The sequence below is a fragment of the Paenalicyclobacillus ferrooxydans genome (assembly GCF_001399675.1).
In the GTDB taxonomy this organism is placed as follows: Bacteria; Bacillota; Bacilli; order Alicyclobacillales; family Alicyclobacillaceae; genus Alicyclobacillus_B; species Alicyclobacillus_B ferrooxydans.
Genome location: NZ_LJCO01000011.1, coordinates 81,708 through 108,634 on the forward strand (window position 1 = coordinate 81,708; position 26,927 = coordinate 108,634).

General features: G+C 53.3%; 25 protein-coding genes and 10 tRNA genes. 25 read left to right on the forward strand and 10 right to left on the reverse strand.

Annotated features, from left to right (window positions below):
- Positions 1-84: 84 nt before the first annotated feature.
- The 17 genes from fdhF to AN477_RS02570 all read left to right on the forward strand — a co-directional run bounded on the left by fdhF (position 85) and on the right by AN477_RS02570 (position 10,340).
- A complete protein-coding gene (fdhF, locus tag AN477_RS02490; RefSeq protein WP_425388115.1) occupies positions 85-3,072 on the forward strand; it encodes a formate dehydrogenase subunit alpha in 2,988 nt (995 codons plus the stop codon).
- A 103-nt stretch (positions 3,073-3,175) separates the two neighbouring features.
- Positions 3,176-3,649 (forward strand): helical membrane plugin domain-containing protein, encoded by a 474-nt coding sequence (locus tag AN477_RS02495; protein ID WP_054967610.1) that lies wholly within the window; start codon positions 3,176-3,178, stop codon positions 3,647-3,649.
- Between the two features lie 83 nt (positions 3,650-3,732).
- Positions 3,733-3,809 (forward strand) — tRNA-Arg (locus AN477_RS02500).
- Between the two features lie 6 nt (positions 3,810-3,815).
- A tRNA-Leu gene (locus tag AN477_RS02505) sits at positions 3,816-3,898 on the forward strand.
- A 5-nt stretch (positions 3,899-3,903) separates the two neighbouring features.
- Positions 3,904-3,979 (forward strand) — tRNA-Ala (locus AN477_RS02510).
- Between the two features lie 5 nt (positions 3,980-3,984).
- Positions 3,985-4,059: transfer RNA gene (locus tag AN477_RS02515), tRNA-Asn, on the forward strand.
- A gap of 27 nt (positions 4,060-4,086) precedes the next feature.
- A tRNA-Glu gene (locus AN477_RS02520) sits at positions 4,087-4,161 on the forward strand.
- Between the two features lie 3 nt (positions 4,162-4,164).
- Positions 4,165-4,239 (forward strand) — tRNA-Val (locus tag AN477_RS02525).
- A gap of 152 nt (positions 4,240-4,391) precedes the next feature.
- A tRNA-Met gene (locus AN477_RS02530) sits at positions 4,392-4,467 on the forward strand.
- A gap of 3 nt (positions 4,468-4,470) precedes the next feature.
- Positions 4,471-4,547 (forward strand) — tRNA-Asp (locus AN477_RS02535).
- 14 nt (positions 4,548-4,561) lie between these two features.
- Positions 4,562-4,638, forward strand: a tRNA-Ile gene (locus AN477_RS02540).
- A gap of 447 nt (positions 4,639-5,085) precedes the next feature.
- Positions 5,086-5,502 (forward strand): hypothetical protein, encoded by a 417-nt coding sequence (locus AN477_RS02545; protein WP_054967611.1) that lies wholly within the window; start codon positions 5,086-5,088, stop codon positions 5,500-5,502.
- Between the two features lie 106 nt (positions 5,503-5,608).
- Positions 5,609-6,193 (forward strand): hypothetical protein, encoded by a 585-nt coding sequence (locus AN477_RS02550; protein ID WP_054967612.1) that lies wholly within the window; start codon positions 5,609-5,611, stop codon positions 6,191-6,193.
- A 68-nt stretch (positions 6,194-6,261) separates the two neighbouring features.
- Positions 6,262-7,605, forward strand: a complete 1,344-nt coding sequence (locus AN477_RS02555) for an MFS transporter (RefSeq protein ID WP_281176305.1) — start codon at positions 6,262-6,264, stop codon at positions 7,603-7,605.
- A 202-nt stretch (positions 7,606-7,807) separates the two neighbouring features.
- Positions 7,808-8,449, forward strand: coding sequence for an anthranilate synthase component II (locus tag AN477_RS02560; protein ID WP_083485887.1), 642 nt, complete (start codon positions 7,808-7,810; stop codon positions 8,447-8,449).
- Entirely contained in the window at positions 8,446-10,083 is a 1,638-nt protein-coding gene (locus AN477_RS02565) for an anthranilate synthase component I family protein (RefSeq protein WP_245631685.1), read from the forward strand. Before AN477_RS02560 ends, AN477_RS02565 begins: the two co-directional genes overlap by 4 nt.
- A 182-nt stretch (positions 10,084-10,265) precedes the next feature.
- Positions 10,266-10,340 (forward strand) — tRNA-Arg (locus AN477_RS02570).
- Between the two features lie 132 nt (positions 10,341-10,472).
- Here the strand turns inward: AN477_RS02570 and AN477_RS02575 are convergent.
- A complete protein-coding gene (locus AN477_RS02575) occupies positions 10,473-10,733 on the reverse strand; it encodes a hypothetical protein (protein WP_157061777.1) in 261 nt (86 codons plus the stop codon).
- 142 nt (positions 10,734-10,875) lie between these two features.
- A complete protein-coding gene (locus AN477_RS02580; protein WP_054967615.1) occupies positions 10,876-11,457 on the reverse strand; it encodes a hypothetical protein in 582 nt (193 codons plus the stop codon).
- A gap of 193 nt (positions 11,458-11,650) precedes the next feature.
- On the opposite strand from AN477_RS02580, the gene AN477_RS02585 reads away from it, so the two are divergent.
- A complete protein-coding gene (locus AN477_RS02585; protein WP_054967616.1) occupies positions 11,651-11,869 on the forward strand; it encodes a hypothetical protein in 219 nt (72 codons plus the stop codon).
- 39 nt (positions 11,870-11,908) lie between these two features.
- Here AN477_RS02585 and lepB read toward each other — a convergent pair whose 3' ends face one another.
- Positions 11,909-12,448 (reverse strand): signal peptidase I, encoded by a 540-nt coding sequence (gene lepB / locus AN477_RS02590; protein ID WP_054967617.1) that lies wholly within the window; start codon positions 12,446-12,448, stop codon positions 11,909-11,911.
- Positions 12,449-12,586: 138 nt separating this feature from the next.
- On the opposite strand from lepB, the gene AN477_RS02595 reads away from it, so the two are divergent.
- A complete protein-coding gene (locus AN477_RS02595; protein ID WP_054967618.1) occupies positions 12,587-13,261 on the forward strand; it encodes an SOS response-associated peptidase in 675 nt (224 codons plus the stop codon).
- Between the two features lie 583 nt (positions 13,262-13,844).
- Here AN477_RS02595 and AN477_RS02600 read toward each other — a convergent pair.
- The 4 genes from AN477_RS02600 to AN477_RS02615 all read right to left on the reverse strand — a co-directional run bounded on the left by AN477_RS02600 (position 13,845) and on the right by AN477_RS02615 (position 18,531).
- Positions 13,845-14,765 carry an ABC transporter permease gene (locus AN477_RS02600; protein ID WP_054967619.1) on the reverse strand — a complete coding sequence of 307 codons (921 nt, stop codon included), beginning with the start codon at positions 14,763-14,765 and terminating at the stop codon, positions 13,845-13,847.
- A complete protein-coding gene (locus AN477_RS02605; protein WP_054967620.1) occupies positions 14,762-15,850 on the reverse strand; it encodes an ABC transporter permease in 1,089 nt (362 codons plus the stop codon). Before AN477_RS02605 ends, AN477_RS02600 begins: the two co-directional genes overlap by 4 nt.
- Entirely contained in the window at positions 15,847-17,379 is a 1,533-nt protein-coding gene (locus AN477_RS02610; protein ID WP_054967621.1) for an ABC transporter ATP-binding protein, read from the reverse strand. The genes AN477_RS02605 and AN477_RS02610 overlap by 4 nt, the downstream gene beginning before the upstream one ends.
- Positions 17,380-17,478: 99 nt before the next feature.
- Positions 17,479-18,531, reverse strand: coding sequence for a BMP family lipoprotein (locus tag AN477_RS02615; protein WP_211265939.1), 1,053 nt, complete (start codon positions 18,529-18,531; stop codon positions 17,479-17,481).
- Between the two features lie 263 nt (positions 18,532-18,794).
- Between AN477_RS02615 and AN477_RS02620 the strand changes: the two genes are divergently transcribed.
- The 3 genes from AN477_RS02620 (at position 18,795) to AN477_RS02630 (ending at position 21,982) form a co-directional block, all read left to right on the forward strand.
- A complete protein-coding gene (locus AN477_RS02620) occupies positions 18,795-19,268 on the forward strand; it encodes a hypothetical protein (protein ID WP_054967622.1) in 474 nt (157 codons plus the stop codon).
- 40 nt (positions 19,269-19,308) lie between these two features.
- Positions 19,309-20,466, forward strand: a complete 1,158-nt coding sequence (locus tag AN477_RS02625) for a glycoside hydrolase domain-containing protein (protein WP_245631686.1) — start codon at positions 19,309-19,311, stop codon at positions 20,464-20,466.
- A 121-nt stretch (positions 20,467-20,587) separates the two neighbouring features.
- A complete protein-coding gene (locus AN477_RS02630; protein WP_245631687.1) occupies positions 20,588-21,982 on the forward strand; it encodes an amino acid permease in 1,395 nt (464 codons plus the stop codon).
- Between the two features lie 8 nt (positions 21,983-21,990).
- Here the strand turns inward: AN477_RS02630 and AN477_RS02635 are convergent, their stop codons facing one another.
- Both AN477_RS02635 and AN477_RS02640 read right to left on the reverse strand, forming a co-directional pair.
- Positions 21,991-22,401 (reverse strand): CoA-binding protein, encoded by a 411-nt coding sequence (locus tag AN477_RS02635; RefSeq protein WP_054967623.1) that lies wholly within the window; start codon positions 22,399-22,401, stop codon positions 21,991-21,993.
- Between the two features lie 209 nt (positions 22,402-22,610).
- Entirely contained in the window at positions 22,611-22,820 is a 210-nt protein-coding gene (locus AN477_RS02640) for a hypothetical protein (protein WP_054967624.1), read from the reverse strand.
- A gap of 200 nt (positions 22,821-23,020) precedes the next feature.
- Between AN477_RS02640 and argC the strand changes: the two genes are divergently transcribed.
- The 3 genes from argC (at position 23,021) to AN477_RS02655 (ending at position 26,215) form a co-directional block, all read left to right on the forward strand.
- Positions 23,021-24,058, forward strand: a complete 1,038-nt coding sequence (argC, locus tag AN477_RS02645; RefSeq protein WP_245631688.1) for an N-acetyl-gamma-glutamyl-phosphate reductase — start codon at positions 23,021-23,023, stop codon at positions 24,056-24,058.
- Positions 24,059-24,155: 97 nt separating this feature from the next.
- Entirely contained in the window at positions 24,156-24,977 is an 822-nt protein-coding gene (argB, locus tag AN477_RS02650) for an acetylglutamate kinase (RefSeq protein ID WP_054967625.1), read from the forward strand.
- Between the two features lie 98 nt (positions 24,978-25,075).
- Positions 25,076-26,215 (forward strand): aspartate aminotransferase family protein, encoded by a 1,140-nt coding sequence (locus AN477_RS02655; protein ID WP_083485888.1) that lies wholly within the window; start codon positions 25,076-25,078, stop codon positions 26,213-26,215.
- A 193-nt stretch (positions 26,216-26,408) separates the two neighbouring features.
- Here the strand turns inward: AN477_RS02655 and AN477_RS02660 are convergent, their stop codons facing one another.
- Positions 26,409-26,909, reverse strand: a complete 501-nt coding sequence (locus AN477_RS02660; RefSeq protein ID WP_054967626.1) for an N-acetyltransferase — start codon at positions 26,907-26,909, stop codon at positions 26,409-26,411.
- Positions 26,910-26,927 lie beyond the last annotated feature (18 nt).

A 26,927-nucleotide genomic window follows, 5' to 3' on the forward strand; every position in this document is an offset into this window, starting at 1 on the left:
GGTCATTCTACCCTTCCATGGTTGACTTTCTTGACGGAGGTGGACGATTTGACGCTAAACTCGACGACAGCGAATTCGGTTCAGATTGAAATTGATGGGCAATCCGTCTCCTTAACGGAGGGACAAACCGTTCTCGAAGCTATCCTCCGATTTCAAAACGAATTTCCGCACATTTGCTATCATCCAGCACTCGGACCGATTGAGACCTGCGATACTTGCATCGCCGATGTGGACGGGCAGTTGGTGCGTGCATGTTCCACGGTGGCCAAGCCGGGCATGAAGGTTTCTACCAAGACGGTAGGCTCCCGGTTCGCCAGAAAGGAAGCACTCGACAGGATTTTGCACAACCACGAGCTGTACTGTACGGTCTGTGACAACAACAACGGGAATTGCACCGTACACAACACAGCCATGGCGATGCGTGTGGAACATCAAAAATACCCGTTTGAGCCAAAGCCTTACGAGCAGGATAACAGCCATCCATTTTATCGTTACGATCCCGATCAGTGCATCCTCTGCGGCCGTTGCGTGGAAGCATGCCAGAATCTCCAGGTCAGCGAAGTGCTCTCGATTGACTGGGAGCGGGATCGGCCGCGTGTGATTTGGGACAACGATGTACCTATCAACGAGTCATCCTGCGTATCCTGCGGACACTGCGTCACTGTTTGTCCATGCAACGCCTTGATGGAAAAACCGATGCTTGGAGAAGCCGGGTACTTAACGAGTATTCCGATTCCGACACTCGAGCGGATGATCCACATGACCAAAGAGATAGAGCCGGGGTACGGACCTATCTTCACGGTATCTGAAATGGAAGCGAAGCTCCGCGAGTCTCGGATTGAGCGAACCAAGACGGTTTGTACATACTGTGGCGTGGGTTGCAGCTTTGACATCTGGACGAAGGGGCGCAAAATCCTGAAGGTGGAGCCGCAGATGGATGCGCCCGCAAACCAGGTGTCAACCTGTATCAAGGGAAAGTTCGGTTGGAGCTTTGTGAACAGTCCTGAACGGATCGTCGAGCCCTTGATCCGCAAAGGCGACAGCTTTGTTCCGGCGTCCTGGGATGAGGCACTGGAATACGTCGCCAACCGGCTGAAAGGCATCAAGGACAAATACGGTCCGAACTCCATTGGATACATTTCATCGTCGAAGTGCACGAATGAAGAAAACTATCTGATGCAAAAGTTCGCCCGGGCTGTGATGGAGACCAACAACATCGATAACTGCTCGCGTTACTGTCAATCACCGGCCACGTATGCTCTCCGGGCAACAATGGGGCTTGGCGGCGACACCGGATCGATTGAAGACATTAAGATTGCAGACTTGATGATGGTTGTCGGGGCAAACCCGGCCGAATCTCACCCGGTATTATCTACGCGAATCCGCCGCGCCCACAAGAAAAACGGCCAAAAGCTGATTGTTGCGGACCTTCGCAAGAACGACCTGGCACATCGGGCCAATATTTGGCTGCACCCGAATCCCGGCACTGATTTGGTGTGGTTGTCTGCAGTGACGAAATACATCATCGAGCAGGGCTGGCACGATGCAGCTTTTGTGGAACAGAATGTAGATGGATTTGAAGCGTACAAGGGGTCGCTCGAGCCGTTTACGCTTGACTATGCGGTTGAAGTAACTGGTCTGCCGCGGGAGCAGCTGATTGAGACGGCAGAGATGATCCACAACGCGAAGCGGATGTGCATCGCCTGGGCGATGGGCGTAACCCAGCACATTGCAGGGTCCGATACGAGTACCGCCATCTGTAATCTGCTGTTGGTGACCGGCAACGTAGCCCGCCCAGGTACAGGTGCCTATCCGCTGCGTGGACACAACAATGTCCAAGGTGCAGGGGATATGGGATGTGCGCCAGACGTGTACCCCGGTTACGAATCGGCATCGGATCCGGCTGTTCTGGCAAAGTACGAAGCCGCTTGGGGAACGAAGCTCCCGACGACGAAGGGGCTCGATAACCACCAGATGGTTGAAGCGATTCACGACGGCAACTTGAAAGCAATGTACATCATGGGTGAAGAGATGGCCCTGGTTGATTCGAACGCCAATCACGTGCAGTCTGCGTTCGAAAAACTGGAATTCTTCGTCGTCCAGGACATCTTCTTCAGCAAGACCGCTGAGTTTGCAGATGTCATTCTGCCTGCGTCACCGAGTCTGGAGAAAGAGGGCACGTTCACCAATACGGAACGGCGGGTTCAGCGGTTGTATGAGGTGCTTGAACCGCTTGGCGATTCAAAGCCAGACTGGCAGATTCTCACCGAGCTCGCGAAGCACATGGGTGTTGATTGGAATTACACGCATCCGTCCGACATTATGGACGAGGTTGCTTCTCTTGCCGAACTGCTCGCTGGCGTCAGTTACGAACGCCTCGAAGGGTACAAGAGTTTGCAATGGCCTGTCGCGAAGGATGGGACAGACACACCGCTTTTGTACACGGACGGTTTTCCGTTTGATAACGGGCGCGCCAAGTTAATCACGCTTGAGTACACGAAGCCGATTGAGTTTGACGCTGAGTACGACCTCCACATCAATAACGGTCGCATGCTCGAGCACTTCCATGAGGGAAACCTGACTTATCGTGTGGATGGCATTAAGGAGAAGGTTCCAACGACGTACGTCGAGGTGTCACCCGAGCTCGCGAAAGAACGCGGCGTGGAAACCGGCAGTGTGGTGCGGTTGATTTCCCCATACGGTCAAATTCGTGTGAGTGCAGTCGTGACGGACAGGGTGGTTGGGAAGGAGCTGTACATCCCAATGAATACGCCAAAAGATGAAGAGGCCATCAATTACCTGACCAGCAGTTATCACGACGAACATACGCACACACCGGCCTATAAAGAGTGCTCTGTGCGCATGGAGGTTGTCTGTGCTGAAGGAAAGTCGCCCATGGCACGTGGAAACTTCCGGCTCGGTCACCCGAATCCGCAACCTGGCGTTCGTGTTCAGAAGAAGTGGCAGAGGGACGACTATACCCCGCTGACAGGGGAAGATGGAGACGTTGCCACTGAGCAGCGCCGGGTTCGGGGAGAGCGGCCTGATCTCGTTTCGCAGTCTGGGGATTGAGACGGCGTGGGATTGAGCTGTGTGGGATTGGGGCACCTTTGGGACGCCGGGGGACAGGCATTCGAACCAACCACGATAAACAGACGGTAGGAGGGGATGACAGATGGGGAAGGCCATAACATGGGTTCCGGATGCAGAGATTTCGCGACAACCCGTCCCGAAAGATATGCTTTCGGGTCATGAACAGGCCCTAGCTGAGGCTCTACACCTGATTGACCTCTTGCACGAAAAAGGACTGTTGCAACTGAGCGTGGCATCACTAGAACAGGGTAAGGGTCTCATGGACATCTTGGTCCGGCAGATGGACCAGCCTGGGGCCTTGGGGGGGCTGAAAAACGTTATTGCACTGGTACAAGGTGCTACTGCGATGGATGCCCGAGGTTTGTCCCAGTTACTTCAAGGGCTTGCAGAGGGAACAAAGTTGCTCGGACAAGGGGAACGGGTGACTGTGAACGGCGTGTTTGATCTCATGAGATTAATGCATGATCCCGATGTGAGCTCCGCACTCGGTTGGCTGTTCACAATTTTAAAGGGAATTGGTCAAAGGGTCGCCGAAAACTCGCAGTCAAAAAGCTAGCAATTTGCGGTTGCATTTTGCGAAGCCCCATCGTATAATAAGCCTTGTCGCTCCGGACGGTAACGTTCGGTAGGCAAGGAAATGTGCCCGTAGCTCAGCTGGATAGAGTGCTTGACTACGAATCAAGAGGTCGGGAGTTCGAATCTCTCCGGGCACGCCAGTTAGTGCCGAAGTGGCGGAATTGGCAGACGCACACGACTCAAAATCGTGCGGGAAACCGTGCCGGTTCGACTCCGGCCTTCGGCACCACGAGCGGGGCTATAGCTCAGTTGGGAGAGCGCTAGAATCGCACTCTAGAGGCCAGCGGTTCGAATCCGCTTAGCTCCACCAAATATTCCTCGATAGCTCAGCGGTAGAGCATCCGGCTGTTAACCGGAGGGTCGTAGGTTCGAATCCTACTCGGGGAGCCATTAAGTTTAAGCCGGATATCCGGCCTTGGCCCCATGGTCAAGCGGTTAAGACACCGCCCTTTCACGGCGGTAACAGGGGTTCGAATCCCCTTGGGGTCACCATTTGGGCGGTTAGCTCAGCGGGAGAGCACTCGCCTCACACGCGAGGGGGCGGCAGTTCGATCCTGCCACCGCCCACCATGCAACATTCTCATATGTGTTGCGTCGCGAAATCTCATGTGTGCTTAGGGTATTTCGTTTGCGATGGGGTTTCGTGTATAACATTGTTTGTGCGTGACATCATACATACGTCACGAATAAGGATTTCTGTTTAGGGTTTTTGTTTTTTCTGACGCGGGGTGGAGCAGTTGGCAGCTCGTCGGGCTCATAACCCGAAGGTCGCAGGTTCAAGTCCTGCCCCCGCAACCACGTGGAGCTGTGGTGTAGAGGCCTAACATGCCTGCCTGTCACGCAGGAGACCGCGGGTTCGAATCCCGTCAGCTCCGCCATTTTTAGTGAATATGGGCCTATAGCTCAGCTGGCTAGAGCGCACGACTGATAATCGTGAGGTCAGAGGTTCAAGTCCTCTTAGGCCCACCAATGAAAGTCGACCGGATGTCCGGTCGACTTTTTTGTGTCGCGCCCCGACAGGGGCGCGTTCCGCTTGGTAGTGAAAAATGCCGCCTGGTCAGTTGGCTGTAGCTAGTGGGTGCCGGGTGGACGATAGCGGAACTGAGTTCCGCTATCGCAGCGGCTAGTGAGCGTGGGGTGGACCGTAGCGGAACTGAGTTCCGCTACGACGGAGGCTAGTGGGTGCGGGGTGGACCGTAGCGGAACTGAGTTCCGCTGTGACGGAGGCCAGTTGGCGTCCGGCGCACGGCCGCAGCGGGAATGTCCGAACATCGTGATCGCTATGGATGAGCGAATATAGCCGATTGAACTAACCTCATATGATGCAATGGGATCTCGCCGGTCCAACGCTCACGTTTTAAGATTGCTATGTAATCATTTATTGTTCATATTGAAACCCCGACTGGGAGATGAATCATGATGATGAACCTTGACCGGGATCGAATTCTGGATGGCTTTCCAACTCTAGGTTACCAGCTCGCAAGTCGACTTGAAGACTGGCAGGGTGACGGTACACTCGCGCGTATCGATCATTTGCTGATTCTCTTATCTGATGCAACAGCTGGTATGAACGCCGCGGATATTCAAGCCGGTGCTGTCAAATTCAACCGCGTGCTGAACTTTGCTAATGAAATGATGGATGTGCCTGCTGTGCGTAACATACCTGCTGCACTAAAAACCCTTCAAGAGAACCAGTCGGACGAATCGGCTTCCGCGACGCATGGAACAGGCGTTCTAGAGGTCCTTGAACGTCTGAATGAACCGGACATTCAAAGCGGTTTAAACTTGGTCATGGACCTCTTGGGCCTCCTTGGAAAGGGTGGCAAGGCCTAAACATATACACTCGAAACAAACAGGGCCCAACGTTTCTGTGGTATCTTGTGAAGGACTGCATACATTTGCTTAAGCAGTCTCAGAAACGTGGGAGGGGGACGTCGAGGTGGGATTCAGGGCGTTGAAGTGGGGGTTTCTGTTCACTATTCTGAGTTTTCGGATTCAGGGCGTGGACGTGCTTCCCGACTGTGTAGGTTACTACCTGTTCGCCGTGGGACTCAGTCGCTTACGCTCCTATAGTCCATCTTTCGAACGTGCCATTCCTTGGGCCTATATCCTCAGCGTGCTTTCCCTGTTTGAGATTTATCATCGCCCAGCCGCAAATGCAGCTGGGCTTCACGTGCAGAACAGCCTCACAGTGCTGGCCTCAGGGGGGCTTTGGAGCTTCCTGTCTGTCGTTTACTCTGCAATCGTATGGATACTCAACCTTGTCGTCATATACCGAATCTGCATGGGAACGGTCGATCTGGCAACGTCGACAGCTCACACGGAGGTTGCCAAGCTAGCAGAGAGACGTTGGAGCAACTACCTCGTTTTTAAAATTGTAACCGTACTCGTTCCACTGGTTGGTTTTATCGTTCCTCTACCTCCAATTATCATATTGCTTGTTGTTGGGGGGTTAATTTATGCTGTCATCATGGTCGCCTTAATGATGGGATTTATGAATGAGGTCAACCGCACAATTGCCTAGATGGAGACAGGGGCCGTGGGACTATCGCGACAAGCACTGTTTGGAAAAATCAGGATTATGTATGGCTGATTAGTGGACAAACCGTGTCTGAGTTCGGTTCTGCCGTGACCGGATTTGCTCTGCCGTGGTTGTTACTTAAACTGACCGGATCGGCGATGCAGATGGGCCTTGCGTTTGCAGTGATGATGGTTCCGTATTTGCTTGTTTCGCTCCCCGCTGGTGTCTATGCGGACAGGTGGAATCGCAAGAGCCTGATGATGATAGCGGATGCTGGGCGATTGTTGTTGATTCTGTCGATCCCGATTGCACACGCGCTCGGCCGGCTCAGCCTTGGGCAAATCTATGTTGTCCTCATTTTCATGGGTGCCTGTAACGCACTCTTTGACGCCGCCTATGTGGCCTGTCTTCCGAATATTGTTGCAAAGGAGCAATTGCGCCAGGCCAACGCTGGTTTACAGTCCGGTGTCTCAACGAGCCAGATCATGGGACCCGCACTGGCAGGTGTCCTGGTGGGATGGCTCGGAACAACCAATACTTTATACATTGACAGTGCTTCATTTGCGGTTTCGATTTTATCCTTGCTGTACATTCGCCGGCCGTTCTCGGCCAATCGGGATCATCCTAGTCAAGGTCGCATGTTTGTTCAGATTGCTGAGGGACTGCGATTCGTTTGGGGGCACCGCTTGGTTCGGCTGATTAGCTTGTTTACGATGACATTGAACATTGCCAGTTCTGCGGCAAGCGCCGTGCTCATGTATCACATGGAAAGAGACCTGCATTTCTCAGCTCAGTGGGTAGGTCTTGTCATGGCTGGCATGAGTGTTGGGACTGTGCTTGGGTCCATTGTTGCAGGTCTCATTCCGGATAAAATTCCAATGGGTAAGATTATGGCTGCATCACTCGCCGTGCAGGTCATACCCATGTTTGTCTTCGCTTTTGCTCCATGGGCAGTGGCTTTAGCGGTCGCGAACTTTCTGCTTGGGTTTACCGGAGTCAATTGGAACGTTCAGTCCGTTTCGTTACGGCAGTCTGTCATCCCAGATCGACTGCTTGGCCGAGCAAGCAGCGCCATTCGGCTCGTTGCGTGGGGAGCGATGCCTTTTGGTTCGGCTGTCGGGGGAGGCTTGGGGCAACTGATCGGTGCGCCGACCGTACTCGCTTCCGCAGGTCTCGTTCAAGCAGGCAGTTTCATCGCTGGTTTCTTTACACCGTTATTTCATACCGGGCCACAAACAGCGTTAAGTCATGCCGGACCAACGCAGGCCTCACCAACGCAGGCTGGACCAATGCAGGCTGGATCAACGCAGGCTGGTCAACAGAGCGAATCACTGATCACCGGATCGCCCGAACACCCGTCAGCAAACACCTCTGCAACCCTCTTTGAAGGCGGGCAAACGCTCCCCTATGACTGAGCATTTCGAGAAAGTCATTGACGTGGAGCGGGAAAGGACTGTAATCTGACTATAGATGAGCTGAGTATGCAAGAGTCGAGTGAAGTGGAGCCGAGGAACCTAACATTGGGATTCCACTGCCTACCACAGCCTTGCTGTGGTTTTTCTGTGGATGAATGTCCTCGCCTTCTCGCTCGAGTGAGCCGAGAGGATGTGAGAGCTGTTGTTGCTGGTCATTGATAATTTTGATTCGTTTACGTACAACCTCGTTCAGTATTGCGGAGAACTCGGGGCGGATGTCCTGGTCCATCGCAATGACACCCCTTTATCCACCCTGAAGTCGCTGCGTCCGAATGCGATTCTCGTCTCTCCAGGACCGTGTACGCCAACCGAAGCTGGTGTTTCTCTGGATACCATTCGTTATTTCAGTGGTCGCATCCCAGTCTTTGGCGTGTGCCTTGGTCATCAAGCTCTTGGTCAGGCGTTTGGCGGCACAGTGTTGCGCGCACCGCAGTTGATGCACGGGAAGACGTCCCTTGTTACTCACTCGCACGATCCGTTGTTTGCCGGCGTCCCCAACCCCTTCCAGGCCACACGATATCACTCCTTGATTGTTGAGCGTGAAAGCTTACCGGATGAGTTCGAGATCACCGCCGAGTGTGAAGGACTGATTATGGGACTGCGGCACCGACCTACTGGTGCAAGCGGAGTTCAGTTCCATCCAGAATCCATCTTGACTCCAGACGGCCGCGTCATCCTGAATAACTTCTTGCACGAGAGCGGCGAAGCGGCAAACTCCTCCGGCTTTGTGCGCGACAGTCTATGCGCCGAACCAGTGGGTGCGCTTGAGGAGGGTGTACGGTGAGTTCAAACCTACAGGTAAACAAACACGATGAGATCGCATTACAGGACCAAATCCGTGGTCCTCAAAGTGACACAGCTGTGTCTGGTGGTACACAGTGCGACGTTCAGCGGCTCGATCCGTTTTATTTGTATCTCAGATTCACCGAGAAACTCGGCACCGGGCAAGCCTTTTTGCTCGATGCGGCAGCGGATCCGACGTCTTTGTACCAGATGAGCCTTGTTGCCGGGGCGCCCGTGCTTGAAGTGCAAGTGAAGGATGGCGTTACGTCTGTATTTGCCCTCGAAGGTTTGGATGAGTATCTCGTCGCTGCGCTTCAGGACGCAGGCATTCATCACACCCATGACGATCTGATGGCTGTAGGTGCTTCCATACCAGCCGACAGCGTGGTCTCAGCGAAACCCGTCCTATACAACGCGATCGATCCCATGCTCATCCTTGAGCAGATCCGACGTGCGATGCGGCAACTGTACGGCGAGGCGTTTCAGGACCCATTTTCAGCAGGGTTTCTCGGATACATCGGGTACGACGCCGTGCACTATCTGGAGAAGTTGCCAAAGACGACAGAGGACGATAGAAACCTCCCGGACATCCGCTTGCAGTCTCATGCCGTGATCGTCCAACTTGTTCAATCCAAAGTCTCTGTGTACAGCAGCACTCGGGCCCTGGACTCGGTCCTGTCTGAGTCATCAAAGCAGTACGTAAAGAGTCAGGTAGAAACGGTCGAGGCTATCCTTGCTTCGGATGATGTCTCCGCAGAGCCTCCGTTGCTGCAATTTGTCCGAGAACATCCGGATCTGAAATCAGAGGACGCACTTGTGAGTGATGACGTATTGCAAGAGACGTTCGAAAACAACGTTGCGCGTGCTAAAGCTTACATTGCCGCAGGCGATATTTTTCAGGTCGTGCTGTCGAAGCGTGTGCGTGTAAAGCGTCAACGTCATGCCTACGTTATCTATGACGAGCTGCGTCGCTTGAATCCTTCGCCCTACATGTTTGTCGCTGAGTATCCAAGTCTGCGGGTGTTTGGAGCGAGCCCTGAGGTACAGTTTCGCGCTGTGTCCGGTACCGCACAAATGAAGCCGATTGCCGGGACATCGAAGGGCCGTGGGAAAACGCCGGAAGAGGATGCTCAGCTTGCGGACGCATTGTTCCACGATGAGAAGGAGCGGGCTGAACACGTCATGCTCGTGGACCTGTGCCGAAACGATTTAGGTCGCGTCTGTCAGATTGGATCCGTTCAGGTTCGTGACCTGATGCACGTTGAAGCGTATTCACATCTGTTCCACCTTGTTTCCGAAGTGACGGGTCAATTGCGTGACGACGTCAGTGTGTTTCATGCACTCGTTGCAACGTTCCCTGCCGGAACACTGTCTGGTGCACCAAAGATTCGGGCGATGGAAATCATCGACGAGCTCGAGTCTCTGCGCCGCGGTCCCTACGGAGGCATGATTGGCATGATTGATTTTGATGCCAACGCCAACACGGCCATCGTCATTCGAACCATTGTTGAGTGTCAAAAGACGTACTATGTCCAGGTGGGGGCCGGAATTGTAGCGGACAGCAATCCGACTCAGGAGTGGCTCGAATGTGGACACAAGGCAGGAGCTGTACTCCAGGTACTTGGTGTGCGGTAACATTGACCATCTAGCATCTTGACGAGCCATGCGCGGTCTCACGAGTGGAATCAAGGGCCAGCGCGTGGATTCAGGAGCTCAATTTCATCGCTAGGATAGGTCAGTGAGTTCGCAGTTCGGTTTTCTCGATATAGAGACTTGTCACTGAAGGTATTTCTGTGGTATATTCAAATGCGTCGCTTGCGCCTATAGCTCAGAGGATAGAGCACCGGTCTCCGGAACCGGGTGCGGGGGTTCGAGTCCCTCTAGGCGCACCACAGAGAAAACCAAGGTGTACGTAATCCTTGTACAGGAATGGCTTCTGCGAAACGAGTGCAGAAGCCATTTCTGTGTTTAGGGCCACGTTGATTTTTACGATGCGCTGGACTTTTAGACAATGATCTGGAGATTTAGATGATCCGTTCTAGACAAGGTTGCAATGTATTATTGGGTCGCCAAAAACAGTGTTCAATCTGCATGGCCAATGGTTCAGCCAACCCGCGCCGAGCTCTGTCAGTGACGGGACAGGCATCACAGATCACCAAGGGATAGTCCGTATCTTGGTGGCGGTAGAACCCGGTCTTGAAAACCTTCACTGACCCGTTGTCGATGGCATCCTGAATGGAATCCGATTCTTCCAGACTCATATTTAACCTAAGGCAACGTACCACGACAATCACCACCTTTCCTCAGATACAACACCATCATAATAATACTGAAGTGTGTAAATTTTGTGGAAAGTAGATTAATATCCTGTGGATTCTAATTTTTCAGTGCACGGAGAGTAGCCGGTGTTCGTATCGTGATCAAAGTTCACCGATACTGCAGGCTCAACCACCTGTCTTTCTGCCACAGCCTCAAGATGAATGGATATTTATAAAATGTGATTTGAGGCGTAAAGACACCCACTAAGAACACCATTTGGGACAGACCTTGCACGGAATGGGCCTTGGCAGGATTATTGTCGGCCAGGACAGCGCGGTGCAGAGCGATGACATTAGTAGCGGCATCAACGACGATGAGGAAGAACAAGATGGGGAGAAGAAGTTTGACGATGACGAAGATTTCTGATGACCTTTTTTTCAGATCCCAGGTACCGTTAAAGCGACTGTTGCCAGTAATGCAGCACACTGATTTCGTACTGTCCAAATCAAAGTGTACACTCACGTTACGGTAGAGCACTCGTTGCAACACAGGCAACCATGCTAAAGCGGCTTCACAGAGCCATGGGATATCGTAATCGAACCAATGAATTGCCCTTGTGTGCATTGAGTCCAGGTGAGCCATGGTCATCATCGCGACGACCAGGACGGCAAGTACAATGAGGCCATAGGCGATGGCATGCCGTATCTTTATGCATGAATAAACCTGAGCGATACCGGTCTGTTTATCCACGCGAAACCCCTCCAAATGATAAGTATCCACACAAGCAGATCATCAGCTGGCGATGTCAATGGAGTCCCTGAATATAGTCCGTTTATCGTATTCAATTAGTCCTAAGTTACATGTTGTCAAACGCTCGTGCTCGATATACTGAAGACAAGAGATACGGAAGCGACACAGGTTTATTATCGCAGGGGTGAATGCCATGTTACGCCGATTCAGTGTTTATGCGATTACAATGTGTATCCTTGGTGTTTTGTTTGCAACGAGTTTGTTGCTCAAGGTTGACCATGCCAGCGCACAACCCGCACCTGCGCCGGTGACAACAGCTCCTGTAAACAATGAAGGGTTTGCAGCCACACACCATGAAATAAGGCCAGCAGCGACGCATGACTTGGTGAATCCGGCCCATAGTCGCGAATAAGTACGATTCGTCATCGAACACGGCAGGACTCAAAGCTCCTCAGTGAACGAGACGAGCGTCTTTTAGCGGCCACAGGACGGCGTCAATACGGCCTACAATGTCCGATGCTGGGACGTAGTGGTTTTGCCAAAAACGACTGTCAAAAGAATTGTTGCGGTTATCCCCCATCACGAAATATTCCCCTTGAGGTACGTGATAAGGTCCAAAGTTTCCTTCTGTCACAATACCTTGCAGATAAGGTTCCTTCAGAACCTTTCCATTGATATACACATGGCCGCCTGTAATCATAACAGTATCGCCAGGCATCCCAACAATTCGCTTGAGGAGCGGAGTTTCGGTAGTGGTGTGGGGTGGTGCATGAAACAGAATGATCTCACCTCGATACGGGTGCCCAAACTTGATGGCAAAGTGATCTACCAGCAGATAAGTGGGGTAAGGCAACGTCGGCTCCATGGACCCGGAAACGACCTCTGCGGCGCTCACTCCGTACGTCCGAGACGCAAATGCAATGACCACGCCTAACACAACCGGGATCACAAGGTCTAGAAACCAGCGTTGCTTGCTTCTTCTTGACGCCATGAGTTCTCTCCTGTTCTTATGATTCTGTCTACAGAAAGCTTATCACGTGGGCCTCGAAAAAAGTATGCTTCGCGTGATTTCTCTTGCCTATGTTGCTATGCTGTAGACAAATGACAGCATCGAGACGGAGGGGCGCCTATGTGCGGAAGGTTCAGTCTTGCCTACGAAGACTGGGGAGAGATGCTTGATTACTTTGGGGTCGAGAATGCAATCTTTACAGAACCGCCCCGTTATAATGTAGCTCCCGGTCAAGACGTCGCTGCGGTTATCGGCAGACCGGATAAGCGCAGAATTGGGATGCTTAAGTGGGGGCTCATTCCGAGTTTTGCTAAAGATGAAAAAACAGCGATAAAATCCATCAATGCTCGACTAGAAACGGTTGCGTCCAAACCGATGTTCCGGACGCTTATGGCCCGTAAGCGATGTGTGATACCAGCGGATGGCTTCTATGAGTGGAAACGAATCGGAGAGAGTAAGAGGCCATATCGGATCGTCACCAAGGATAGGCCCTTCTTTGGTTTTGCAGGGTTGTACGATACATGGGTTGGCCAAGACGGACACCGTGTCAGCACGTGCGTGATTCTCACGACAAAGCCGAACGATGTGATGCGGGAAATCCATGATAGAATGCCAGTTATTCTGACTCGGGAAATGGAAAACCTGTGGCTTGACAGCACAGTGTCAGACATAGACCACCTGGTAGAGCGTGTAGGTTCATATCCATCCGATTTGATGCGTGCGTATCCGGTGTCACCGATCGTGGGCAACGTGCGCAATGATTCGCCGGAGTGCCTGCAGCCGATTGCGGAGTAACGGTAGTGGCTGCGACCGACTTAAGTTGTGGGTTGAGCAGTAGAGATCGGCCGATTAAGTCGGTCTCAGCGACTTACGGGCGATCCGGTATGGAAGCTAAGTCGGTCATACCGCCTTAAGTCCCCCAAAAAGGCAACTTAAGTGGCTGCGACCGACTTAAGTTGGGGTTGAGCAGTTGAGATCGGCCGATTAAGTCGGTCTCAGCGACTTACGGGCGATCCGGTATGGAAGCTAAGTCGGTCATACCGCCTTGAGTCCCCCAAAAAGGCAACTTAAGTGGCTGCGACCGACTTAAGTTGGGGTTGAGCAGTTGAGACCGGCCGATTAAGTCGGTCTCAGCGACTTATAGGCCATCCGGTATGGAAGCTAAGTCGGTCATACCGCCTTAAGTCCCCCAAAAAGGCAACTTAAGTGGCTGCGACCGACTTAAGTTGTGGGAGGGTCAACTACGCGTAAACAAAAACCAGGCAGCGGTGTATGCGCTGCCTGGTTTTTCGTGTTCCACGTCGTCTTGACCACGTCGTGACCCGGCCACCACCGCGTCACCCGGCGGCCACCAAGTCACTCAAACAAGGTGTCGCAATTAGCGGTGCTGCTCGTACGGGATACCATCGGCTGCCGGGGGCGTGCTCCGCCCGACAAGGCCGGCTAATGCCAGAATGGTGAGGACGTACGGCAACATGCCAAGCAGGTTGGACGATACATTAAAGCTCTGCAGGGCGATACCAAGTGCTGTCGCGAATCCAAACAGAAGCGATGCACCAAATGCGCCAAACGGCGTCCATTTGCCGAAAATCATCGCGGCCAAGGCGATGTACCCACGACCGTTTGTCATGTTCACATCGAAGGAATGCAGGATGCCAATCGACAGATATGCACCGCCCAGCGCGGAAAGCAGACCGCCGATAATGACTCCGGTGTACCGCAGTCGACTCACGCTGAGGCCAGCGGTATCAGCTGCGAGTGGATTTTCGCCGACGGAACGAATCCGCAGGCCGAGCCGCGTGTAGAAGAGAAACCAGTGTGACACGATGACAATCACAATCATGATGTACACGAGCACGCTTTGGTCGTTGAAAACACCGCTCAGGAATGGCATGGATTTGAGCCACGGTAAGTGAACTGTCGGCAAACTCGGCGTATTCGCGGGTGTGCCGTTGAATCCAAATACGGTGTCAAGCAAGAATGCAGTCAGGCCTGCGGCAAAAATGTTGACTGCCATTCCGAGCACGACTTGATCGGCAGCGAGTCGAATCGCGGCCCAAGCGAAGATGGCAGAGATGACACCGCCCATCAGCATACCGAACAACAAACCGAGCCAAGCGCTGTTTGTCCAGTAGGAAAATGCCACGGCGAAAAACGCGCCAATCAGCATAATGCCTTCCATTGCGATGTTCACGACACCGCTGCGTTCGGAAAATGTACCGCCAATCGCTGGAAGGGCAAGCGGTGTTGCCATGGCCAGCGTAGCAAACCACAGTTGAGGATTAGCAAGGACACTCATCCGTCTGTTCGACCTCCTTCCGGGAGGGAGACTTGTAGTCGTCCACTCTTGCGACGCCGGTACCACGTGAGTGCCATCGGGATCAGGCGTTCCGCTGCAACAAAGAAGATGATGAGCCCTGTCAGGACATCTGTCAGGCTCTGAGGAATCCCAGAGACGAGCTGCATGTTCTGACTGCCAGTACTCAGGGCAGAGAAAAAGATACCCGCCAAGATGACGCCAAACGGGTTGTTGCGCGCGAGCAAGGCTACAACGATAGCGGTGTAACCGTAACCGGAACTAAAGCTCTGTGTCAGTCGATGGTCTTGGGACAACATCTGGACTGCGCCAGCAAGTCCGGCAAGCACACCGCTGAAGCCGAGTGCAAGCACTGTGTAAAGCGGCACGTTCATGCCAGCGTAGCGGGCAGCAAATTGGTTGGACCCAACAGCGCGCAACTGAAAGCCAAACGTTGTGTGAAAGAGAATCCACCAGACAACCACCGCTGCAACAATGGCAATGGCGAAGCCCCACGTCAATTGGGAGTTTGGAATAATAGAACCGAGCCAAGCATTCTGTGCCACTGCAGGTGACTGCGGTTGGTATCCCTTTTCAAGCATCGGGCCGCCCGGCTCAATGCAGTACTGCGCAAACAGAATGCCGATGTAGCTGAGCATCATCGTGGTGATGACCTCGTGCGCGCCGCGATAGGCTTTGAGCAGACCTGGGATGATGCCGCCCCACAGACCGCCGACAACCATGGCGACAACGAGCATGAAAATCAGGTGGAGAAACCCGGGCATCCCTTTGAAATGGTACCCAATCCACACCGCTGCGACAGTCGCAATCCAGTACTGGCCTTCTGCCCCGATATTGAACAAGCCGGCCCGAAAGGCCACGGCAATTCCAAGCCCTGCAAGAATGAGCGGCACCGAACCTGCCAAGGTATTGCCCAGCGGAATGGCTCCGCCAAACGCACCGCTGATGAGCGAACCGTACACCTGCAAGGGGTTGTAACCGATAGCGGCTGCAATGATGCCGCCAATGATGATGGCGATGAGGGAGGCTAAAACTGGTGTCCCAATCGCTCGCCAGACACTCTTCATACGCGTTCACCCCTTGTCTCAGCCGTGCTCTTGACACCGGTCATCAAAAGGCCGAGTTGTTCACGGGTCGCTGAATCCCCGTCCACGATATCGACGATGCGACCGTCATGGATGACGGCGATCCGATCGGACAAACTCAGGATCTCATCCAACTCGAGCGAGACGAGGAGGATCCCTTTGCCGTTGTCTCGCAGACGCAGCAGTTGGCGGTGGATGCCCTCAATGGCTCCGACGTCAAGTCCGCGGGTCGGCTGAACCGCGATGAGTAAGCGCGGATCGCGGCTGACTTCCCGGGCAAGGATCACTTTTTGCTGATTGCCGCCTGAGAGCTCGCCTGCCTTACGGTCTGCGTCCGCGGGGCGCACGTCAAACTCCCGAATCAAGCGCTCGGCGTATGCGCGGGCTGCACGGTAATTGATAGCCCCAGATTTGCTGTAGGGCGACTTGTGGAAATCTCGAAGGATTATGTTTTCCACCAAATCGAAGTCGAGGACGAGTCCGTCCCGCTGACGATCCTGGGGAACGTAGGCAATACCGAGTTCCGTCCGGTCAAACGGTCGCACCCGCGTGATGTCCTGACCCGCCAAGTGAATGCTGCCGGCCGTCGTCGGCAAGAGTCCTGCGACAGCCTCGACGAGTTCAGATTGTCCGTTCCCGTCAATTCCGGCAAGACCGAGGATCTCTCCTTCGGAAACCGTCAAGGACAAGTCGCGAATTCGTTCATGACGGCTTGCATCCCGGACGTGAATCCCTCGCAACTCAAGTAACTTGTTCCCGAGCTGAATGGGGTTCTTCTGCACGCGCAAAACGACATCTCGACCGACCATCAGGTTGGCGAGGTCTTGCGGCGTAGCATCGCCAATGGGGAGCGTTTCCACCGTCTTGCCTGCACGCATGACAGTAACGACGTCAGCAATCTCGCGAACTTCATCAAGTTTATGGCTAATGAAAACAATGGGAATGCCCTCAGCTTTGAGGTGTCCGACGATCTCGAACAACTCTCTTGTCTCCTGCGGGGTTAAGAGCGCTGTCGGTTCGTCAAGGATGAGCAGCTTTGCTCGGCGGTACAAGACCTTCAAGATTTCCACTCGCTGTTGAAGTCCGACAGATAAGTCGGCGACCCGTCGCGTCGGATCGACCTGAAGCTTATATTGATCCGATATCTGCTGCACGCGGCGAACAGCTTCTTTGCGATTGTACTGAATGCCGCCAGGTTCGTCGCCTAGCACGATATTCTCCGCTACAGACAACGCGGGAATCAGCATAAAGTGTTGGTGAACCATCCCGATGCCTGACCGGATGGCATCTCTCGGACTCGAAAACTCAACCTGTTTGCCTTCCAGCAGGATTTGACCGCTGGTCGGCTGATAAAGTCCGTAAATCATGTTCATTAATGTGGACTTTCCTGCGCCATTCTCGCCGAGGATGGCGTGCACCTCGCCGGACTTCACCGTCAGGTTGACTCCGTCGTTGGCCTTAACGCCGGGAAAGTGCTTTTTTAAATCAATCACTTCGAGGAAGTGTGTCATTTGCGACCTCCTCAATCCCGGACAAGGGCAACCCGAACCACTGCCGGCTCGGGTTGCCACTCGACCAAGAATGACTGTCATATATGCTCGTACTTTGAATTATTTCATCGTGGCCGAAACAGTGATCGATCCGTTGATGATCTGCTGCTCAAGGTTGTTCACTTGTGTGATGACACTCTTCGGCACAGCACTGTTCGGGGTTGCGATACCAACGCCGCCGTTTTTCAGGTTGAAGTACTGGATCCCTGACTGGAACTTGTTGTTCATGGCTTGTTTGATGACGTCGTAAGTAGCTGTGTCGACGCCTTTGGTCGCGCTCGTGATGACGGTCGCAGGAGCCAAGTAGTTCTGATCAGCGTCAACACCGATGGCGTACACGCCAGCGCTTTGGGCAGCGTCAATCGATCCGATACCGGTTCCGCCGGCAACAGGGAAGATGATGTCTGCACCTTGGGAGATTTCTGCCTGGGCAATCTGGCTGCCCAGTGCCTGGTCACTAAAGCTGTTCGCCCACTTCACGAGGATGGTTGCACCTGGGTCGGTTTTTTGAACGCCCTGTTGAAAACCAGCTATGTAGGATGTGACAGGCGGGATCTGCTGACCGCCGACAACGCCGAGCACATTCTTATTGTTGATGCCTTTCAGTCCTGTTTGTTTCTCCATCAGACCCGCCATCGCTCCGACGAGATAACCGCATTGTTCTGTGTTAAAAATAGCGCTGGTGACGTTTGACATGCCCGTAATCGGATCGTCGATAATCAAGAACTTTGTCTTCGGATATTCTTTGGCAACCTGTTTGACAGCACCGTCCATCAAGAAGCCGACAGCGATGACCAATTGGTACCCGTTTTGAGCAAAGTTCTGCAAGTTCGGAACGTAGTCACTTGCTTGTGTAGATTGCACCACCTTGCCAGTAATGCCGAAGTCCTTCTCGGCCTTGGTCAGACCGACGTCTGCCAAGTGGTTAAAGCCATGGTCATTGAGCCCGCCAGTATCAGTCACGAGTCCGACCTTAAAGCTTGCGTGCGCACTGCTTCCCGTTGTGCCTGCGTTGTTCGTCGTGGAAGTGGAGTTGTTTGGTGTACCGCACCCCGCGACGAGTGCCCCCATGGTTAAAACCGCGAGGGACGACGCCATTATCTTTCTGTGCACAAAAAAACCTCCCTTTGAGAACTGTTGCTTCTGATGAGAACTGATGCCTTCAGAGGTATTTACCGCCAAGGCAGATTTAACACAATCGTAGATGTTCGCCCAATCCTGAAAAATCCCTGCCGTTATTCTGCGCAATTCGACAAATTTCTTACGAACAATATCAGCATTCGTCCACTCGTTTCCGGAGCTTCTTGCACTGACTGTTAGGTGAGGCGCTTTACAACTTCTCTTTCATGTCTATTGACGAAATGGAGGATCGACCATTGAGCCTACAGCCACAACAAATCCTGCTTTACGCAGCAACTGCGCACGACTTTCAAATCGCACTCGGGGCAGCAGCAGCCAACGAGATCCCGATTTCTCAGGTTACAGGAAATTACAATGCCGCGTGGGTTACGTTGACGGCAGGTCAACACCTTGTCATTGCTGTTGGGGGTGCAGCACTTTACGCGCTGGCGTCCAATCCGTGCGGCTGGAGTAATCCCGCAGGAACTGGCGCTGGAGAAACTCCGTTTACCACAATTGCAGCACCAACGGACACGTTGCCAGGGCCAAACCACTTTGTCAACGCAGCGGGCTATCTGGCCCAGGACACCTATCTTGCGGCAGCGGTCCTGTCGTACTATGCACTGCACGGGACATATCCGTATGACATGCAGCCACTGCCAAAGCTTCTGACGCCGATTCACGAATGTGCCCCTGGCGCAGAAAGTAATGTAGTGATTTCTGTCGGATGAGGTTCGTCTTGAAAAATACCCGAAAGGAGTGATCATGGAGATGCCTCTCGACTCAACCAAAATCATGCTTTACGCAGCTGGTCAGCACGATTTTCAGATTGCTCTCGGAGCCGCGGCGATGTCAGGCATTTCGCACAGTCAAATCATGGGGGATTTCACAACCGCGTGGAACGCCGTTGCCAGCGGGCAAAAGATGGTGATTGCTGTGGGGGGTGCTGCAGTGAACGCCCTCTACTACAACCCCTGCGGCTGGAGCAATCCGGCCAACCAACCCGGTGGACACACCCCCTTCATCATGATCAATACCCCGCTCGACACCATGCCCGGCGCAAACTACTTTGTGAACGCTGCAGGTGTGTCCGCCCTTGACACGCTGCAGATTGCATCTGCGCGTGTTTATTACGCGGTGACGGGTCGAACACCGACGGCCTTCACAACTGTCCCGAAGGTGCTGACACCAGCAGAGCGTTGCGTCGGGTCGCCGAACCTGCCAAACCCGCTGTTGCTGACATCTGCAGGAACCGGAGGTTCTTCATCAGGAGGGCACACCGGACCCTACTACGGTGTCGATTCAGCAGCACAAGTTACGTCCACATTTTACGATTGTGTTGTCTCACAATACGGAAAACCGGACTTCTGGGGACGCTACCTGACACGTGTTTCCGGCGTGAGTGACGGGCTGACCAGTTCTGAGGTGTCCTTCCTGCACAGCAAAGGCGTGAAGATACTGCCAATCTTCAATGGGTTTAGTCAAGCAACTGGGTTGTCGAACGGCCAACAGGACGCTCATATGGCGATTGCTGCGGCGAAGGCACTCGGTGTACCGAATGGGACTGCGTTGTTCGCGGATGTGGAAGTGACGTACGCGGTTGATTCAGCCTGGATTGAAGGGTACGTAGAAACCATACTTCAGTCTCCTTATCTGCCTGGTATCTACGCGAACCCTGTGACCGGATCGTTCAACTCGGCGTATTGCGCCGCTCTTTCGGCGAACAGCGCTATGAAGCAGACCATCATCTGGAGCAATGAACGGGAACCGGGAGTCACATCGAAGTCGAAAGCTCCGGCGTGGAACCCTGCTGTGCCAACGTGTCCCGCAACCGTAGAGGTTTGGCAGTTCGGTGAAAATGGGAACGCATGCAGTGCAGGGGTCGATACGAACTTGGCTTTGCCAGCGGGCTATTCGAAATTTTGGTAGCCGTCCAAAGAAAAATCGACAGCGTCCTGCATAAACTGATCTACGGTCTGGTTAAATCCTGGTTACGCCGGAGGTTTATCCAGACCAACGAACTCGAGCCATAATTGGGAGGGGTCCGTTGGTGGAATCAGGCAGTAGACCGGAAGGTGCAGGAAACAAGGGGCTGAGGCGTGCTTTAAACAGTCGCCAGATTCAGATGTTGGCGATTGGCGGAGTCATTGGTGTCGGATTGTTTTACGGGGCTTCACTATCGGTGAAGATTGCAGGACCTGCCGTTCTCATTGGGTTTATCATCTGTGGTGCCATCGCGGGGATTGTCATGCGGGCCCTCGGGGAAATGACCGTCGACCGGCCGGTGTCCGGTTCGTTTCGTGAGTACGCCGAAACGCACCTCGGACGCGGTGTTGGTTTTGTGACGGGTTGGATGTGGTGGTTTTTCTGGACAGCGACGGTCATGTCGGAATTGGCTGCCATCGGTAAACTGCTGCAGTTTTGGTTCCCAAATTTTCCGCCATGGATACCGGGATTTGTAGCGCTCATTCTGTTTACGATATCGAACTTGTTGGCCGTCAAGGTGTTTGGAGAGCTTGAATACTGGTTTGCAGTATTGAAGGTCTTCGCTGTTGTATTGTTCATGGTCTTCGGCCTCTTGATGATGATCACCGGTGTTTTTAACCACGGGCATGCCGTTGGGATTTCGTCTCTCTGGTCCTACGGCGGGTTCATGCCGAGCGGTTGGGCCGGGGTGTTTGCTTCCTTGTCATTGGTGGTGCAAGCGTACAGCGGAATTGAGACCCTTGCGGTTGAAGCGGGGGAGACGAAGAACCCGGTCAAGAACATTACGAAGGCATTTCGAGCTGTCACTTTTCGAATCCTTGTTTTGTACATTGGTTCCGTATTGATTATGCTCAGCGCGTTTCCCTGGACCTATCTTACGTCGCACAGCGGAAGTCCGTACGTACTCTTGTTTGCTAAAGTTGGAATTCCAGTTGCTGCCACAGTTGTGAACCTCATCATTATCCTATCAGGCCTCTCATCGTGTAACACAGGACTGTATGGGGGCAGCCGCATGCTCTACAGTATGTCGGCCGAAAGCAAGCCGAACAGTCGCCTCGCTCGCCTGAATCGCAACCAGGTGCCACACGGTGCGGTCTGGCTGACCGCACTGATGATCTCGATAGGCACCCTCATCACGTATTTGGCTCCAAACTATGTATACATCTGGATCACCAGTGCATCGGCTTTTGCGTCCCTGTGGACATGGGGCGTTATTTTAGTGTCCGAGCTTGTCTACCGGTCGAAGGCCAGAAGAGCCGGTGCAAGCGTGGCGATGCCGATGCCATGGTGGCCGACATTGCCCATCGTGGGTCTGATTCTGCTTGTGATCTCGTTTATCGCGATCATCACCTCTCCCTACACACGGGTCTCCGTTTGGTCTGGTCTGATTTGGCTGTTGTTGTTGGTGTTGTATTATGCCATTCGCGGCCGCAAGACCTATCACTCAAACATGACTTGATGTCTTGGTCAGATCAATCGTCTGTGCATGACTTTGATACAGAGGTCCATGACCAGGGTCTTGTTTGCAGCCTCAGCAATCCTTGCCGCTTCTTCATTGTAGACGCCAAGCTGCGCCCAAATGACGGGGGTCGATGTCTTCGCGGCTTCGCGAACCACATCCGGAAGGGCGTCACTTTTGCGAAAAACATCGATGATATCGACGGGCTCGGCAATATCTGAGATGGAAGGGTAGCATTTTTCGCCGAGAACCTCAGTCAGGTTCGGATTGACGGGTATGATGCGATACCCCAGTTTTTGCAGTTCCTCTGCAACTGCATAACTGTCTCGGGATTTGTTGTTGGACAGACCGACAACTGCAATGGACTTCGCTGACTGAAGGATGTCTTTCAGTTTCTCGTTCGACGGGTTTTGAAACATGAGGGGACCTCCTTTTTCCACATCGTACTCTCGTGTACGGAGCCCTGCAAATACCAAGTAGGTATCTTTGTCTGAGTGTGGTCATAAGTTTTGGATGACATCTTACACACAGGTGCAGCGAGGGCCCCGAAGGGCCCTCGCTGACGCATTCAAACCATTTTCGCCAATTTAGTCAGGCAAGTCGTGTCACGTTGGTGAAGCTAGTGTTGTCACGGACTGCTTGGGCTTTCGTACCCGTAGCCGCCCATCATGTTCACGCCGCCCATCCCCATATGATGGTGAGTTGTATAGGCGGTGACTGCTACACCAGGCGCGGCCATTGGTGCCCCCATGTATCCAGGCACAAGCAAGAAGAACAACACAAAGATGATCAGGAACACTACCGCCCATCGCGTGTAACCACCGAAAACACCGTACATCTTTCATCCCTCCTCCTGAGATACCTCATCAAATGATAGGACAAATGCCTGATGATACGGACATTTGCGGAATATCTCGAGGAACTTCCGGGCGATTGTATGCATAGGCGCAGGACAAACGACAGAGGTATTTCTGTGAATGACAAACCTTAACCTCTGAGTTATACTGAATTAAAATACAAACACGAGGATGTTTATACATGCAGATGACGGAGAAGATTCGGGTCGGTATCGTGGGTGCCACCGGCTATTCAGGCCAGGAACTGATTCGCCTGCTGCTCAGTCACCCTGGTGTCGAGCTGACGTATCTGGCAGCCACCAGCGATGCAGGGGAAACCGCGGATTTGTTGCCTCAGGTAACGGGCACTGTACTGCCGTCCATTGTGGGCTATCGGCAAGAGGACTGTGTTCGGGCTTGTGAAGTTGCATTTGTTGCTTTGCCGTCCGGTGCAGCGGGCCGAATTGCCGGAGAACTCTGGGGCGGCGGATTAAAGGTCATCGATTTATCAGGAGACCTCCGTTTGAATGCGGAGGCGTACAGAGAGTGGTACGGAAAGAGTCCGGCTCCGAAAAGATACCTCGACAGTGCGGTCTATGGCCTCAGTGAGTGGAACCGAGAGGAGATTTCGCAAGCGACGCTGGTTTCCAACCCAGGATGTTATGCGACAGCCATCTTGTTAGGTTTACTGCCGCTCGCAAAGGCGGGTCTCCTGCAAGGTCAGTTGGTCACCGTAGATGCAAAGTCCGGCGTGTCCGGTGCGGGACGCAGTCCAAAATTTGAAAATCAGCTTGCACAGCTCGCGGACAACTTCGTTCCCTACAAAATTGGACAGCACCAGCACACCCCAGAGGTGGAACAGCAGCTTGGCAATGGAACGAAACTTTTATTGACAACCCAGTTGCTGCCCATCACGAGAGGGATTTATGCGTGTGCGTACGTTCGATGGCCCGAACTTGCATCGATCGCTTCGGTTCGTGAGATATATCAAGCAGCATATGGCGATGAGCCTTATGTGCATCTGTTGCCAGAAGGCGTGGTCCCGCAGCTCAAGTCAGTTCGAGGTTCGAACAGTTGTCACTTGCAAGTGCACCTGGACGAACGCACCCATACCTTGATGGTTTTTTCTGCCCTCGATAATCTCGTCAAAGGGGCCGCAGGCCAGGCTGTACAGAACCTTAATTTAATGTACGCGTTTCCTCCAACGGCTGGCTTGTCGCCGTTCGGGTTTGCGCCGTAAGTTTGCCTCACCGTAAGGTTACCTCAAGGTTACCTCACAGTAACTTTGCCTCGCCGTAAGTTTGCTTCGTAAGAAGGGAAGGGTCGGTGAAACGAGTATGAAACCTGTTGTTGTACTCAAGGTTGGCGGATCGCTGAAAGACACAGCCATAGAGAGTCTGATTACTGCAGTACAGACCGCGGTTGCGGCTGGAAAGAGTCCGGTCATTGTGCATGGGGGCGGGCCGCGTATTACAGAAGCGTTGGCGGAGATCGGTGCCCAGCTTCCGTTTGTGGGCGGACAACGCCTCACGCCGGCCGCCGTGATGCCGATTGTCGAACGGGTCTTATGCGAAGAGGTCAATGCTGAGATTGCCGTGGGTTTGGGGGCAGTTGGTATCCCAACAAGGCGTCTCTTGCGTGCTGAAAACGGGCTTTATGCAGCGCCGTTGCCAGACATGGGCCGAACCTCCGTCGTCACCAGCGTGGATACAACGGGTGTATCAGCCGCCCTGGCTGCAGGAAATGTGCCTGTGATTGCGCCGGTCGCCACGGAACAAGCGACGGGTCTGTCCTGTAACGTCAATGCCGACTTGTCGGCGAGTGCGATTGCCAGGGCTCTGACAGCTGAGCGGGTAGTGTTTTTCACCGACGTAGAGGGGATTTATTCCGACTACAGTACCCGTCAGCGGATCGACTATGCCACGGATACGGTCTTGTCACAAGGACTTGTTGCGGGTCGGTTTGAAGGTGGCATGCGCCCGAAGGTCACTGCAGTGTTGGAGGCCTTACAGGCGGGCGCCGAAGCAGCGTTTGTGATTCACGGCGGAAACCAGGATGCTGCGGCTTGGGCCGTTGCAGCAAATATCGGAGCGGGAATGAGCACAGTGCGGACTGCTGCGCTTGGTACGTGTGTGTTGCGGACGAGTATCCATGACTGATGGTGGACGAGGTCTCTTCGCGATGACGGGGAGGGGAGTCTTCAACGCCCATGAGCCAACTGATCGACAGACCGTTTGAAGGTAGAGGGGGAAGGAACATGAGTGTAACAGAACAAGCCGCATCTGCACTGATGAACAACTATGGTGAGCGCACCATTTCGCTCGTGCGCGGTGAAGGGGTTTATGTGTACGACGATGCAGGTAAGCAGTACCTCGATTTTACTGCCGGCATTGCTGTTTCTGCGCTTGGACACGCGCATCCGAAACTTGTCGCTAGGCTGCAGGAACAGGTGGCAACACTGATCCACTGTTCAAACTTGTACCGAACGCCCTGGCAGGAACAGCTCGCTTTACGACTTCAGGCACTGTCTGGCATGGACCGAGTGTTTTTCTGTAACTCAGGCACGGAGGCGAACGAAGCGGCTATCAAACTGGCGCGGCGCTATGCGTATCGAAACGGAGCGGAGCAACGCCGGGAGATTGTTTCCCTGCCAAAGGCGTTTCACGGAAGGACGATGGGGTCTCTTTCAATTACGCCGAAACCGGCTTATCACGAGGGCTACCAGCCGCTTATTCCAGGGTGTGTCACGCCGCGAGACTACCACAGTGCGGTTGAACTCATTGGAGAGAATACTGCTGCATGTATCGTAGAAATTGTGCAGGGGGAAGGCGGCGTCAACGTTGTTCCACGTAGTGTGCTCGAGGAAATTAACGCGCGATGTAAGGAGACAGGCGCCCTGTTTATCATTGATGAGGTGCAGACAGGGGTTGGCCGGTGCGGCAGCTTTTTGGCTTACCAACAGCTGGGATTGAAGCCGGATATCGTCACAATGGCCAAGGGTCTTGGCGGTGGTGTGCCGATCGGTGCCGTTCTGGCTTCAAAAGAGGTGGCAGAGGCCTTCACACCCGGATCGCACGGTACTACGTTCGGCGGCAATCCCCTTGCAATGGCCGCAGGCTTAACGGTGACCGAAGTTGTATCTGAGCCGTCGTTTCTCGAACATGTACAGGATGTCGGTGCGTATCTGCGGACGGCGCTTGAGGAGTTTGGTAGGGAAGTGTCAGGACTGGGACTGATGCTTGGTATGACAGTGGAAAATGCCAAGGCGTTCGTCCTGAATGCGGCAACGAACGGGGTTCTCCTGACCGCGGTAGCCGATACGCGCGTGCGGCTGGTTCCACCACTGATTGTTGAAAAAACACACGTCGATGAGATGGTCCGCCGCTTGCGGTCATGAAACCGTCCTTGTCTGACCTTGTCTGATGGAGTTCTCGAATTTTCATTCGTTATGTCGCAATTCTGATATCAACATAAATATACAGACATAACAAGGAACCGGCAGTCATCGCTGGTTCCTTGTTTCATGGACGAATGGGGTGTCATACGGATGGGATGGGTTCCCAACGCTGTGGTATCTCGTATAAAATTTGTTACGAAGAGGTGTCTATTTCCACTAAAGGCTGCACTTTCATGAAAGATTGTGTATAATATATCATAGCGATTTCGTCACAGCGATCGAACTTTTTGCAAATGACGCAATCTTTCCATACCTTTCGCGGCAGTGTATCTCTCTGCACAACTTCAAATCCAAGTTTGGTAAAGAAGTCTGTCTGATACGTCAATGACAGCACTTGCTCAATCCCGAGCGTTTCCGCCTCATGCACAGCATGTTCTACTAATTTTCGCCCAATGCCCTGGCCGTGGCAGGTATCTGAGACGGCGAGTGAGCGAACCTCAGCGAGGTCTTTCCACAAAACGTGCAGTCCCACTGTTCCGACAATTATGCCGTCGTGCTCCGCGACTGTGAAGTTTTGAAGGTGTTCATAGAGCGATTTTGCAGTTCTCGGGAGCATCAATCCGATGGCTGCATACTGTTGAATCAATTCTTGAATGGGATCAACGTCCTCGACTGTTGCCTTACGGATCCGCATGATTCGCAGCCTCCTGTC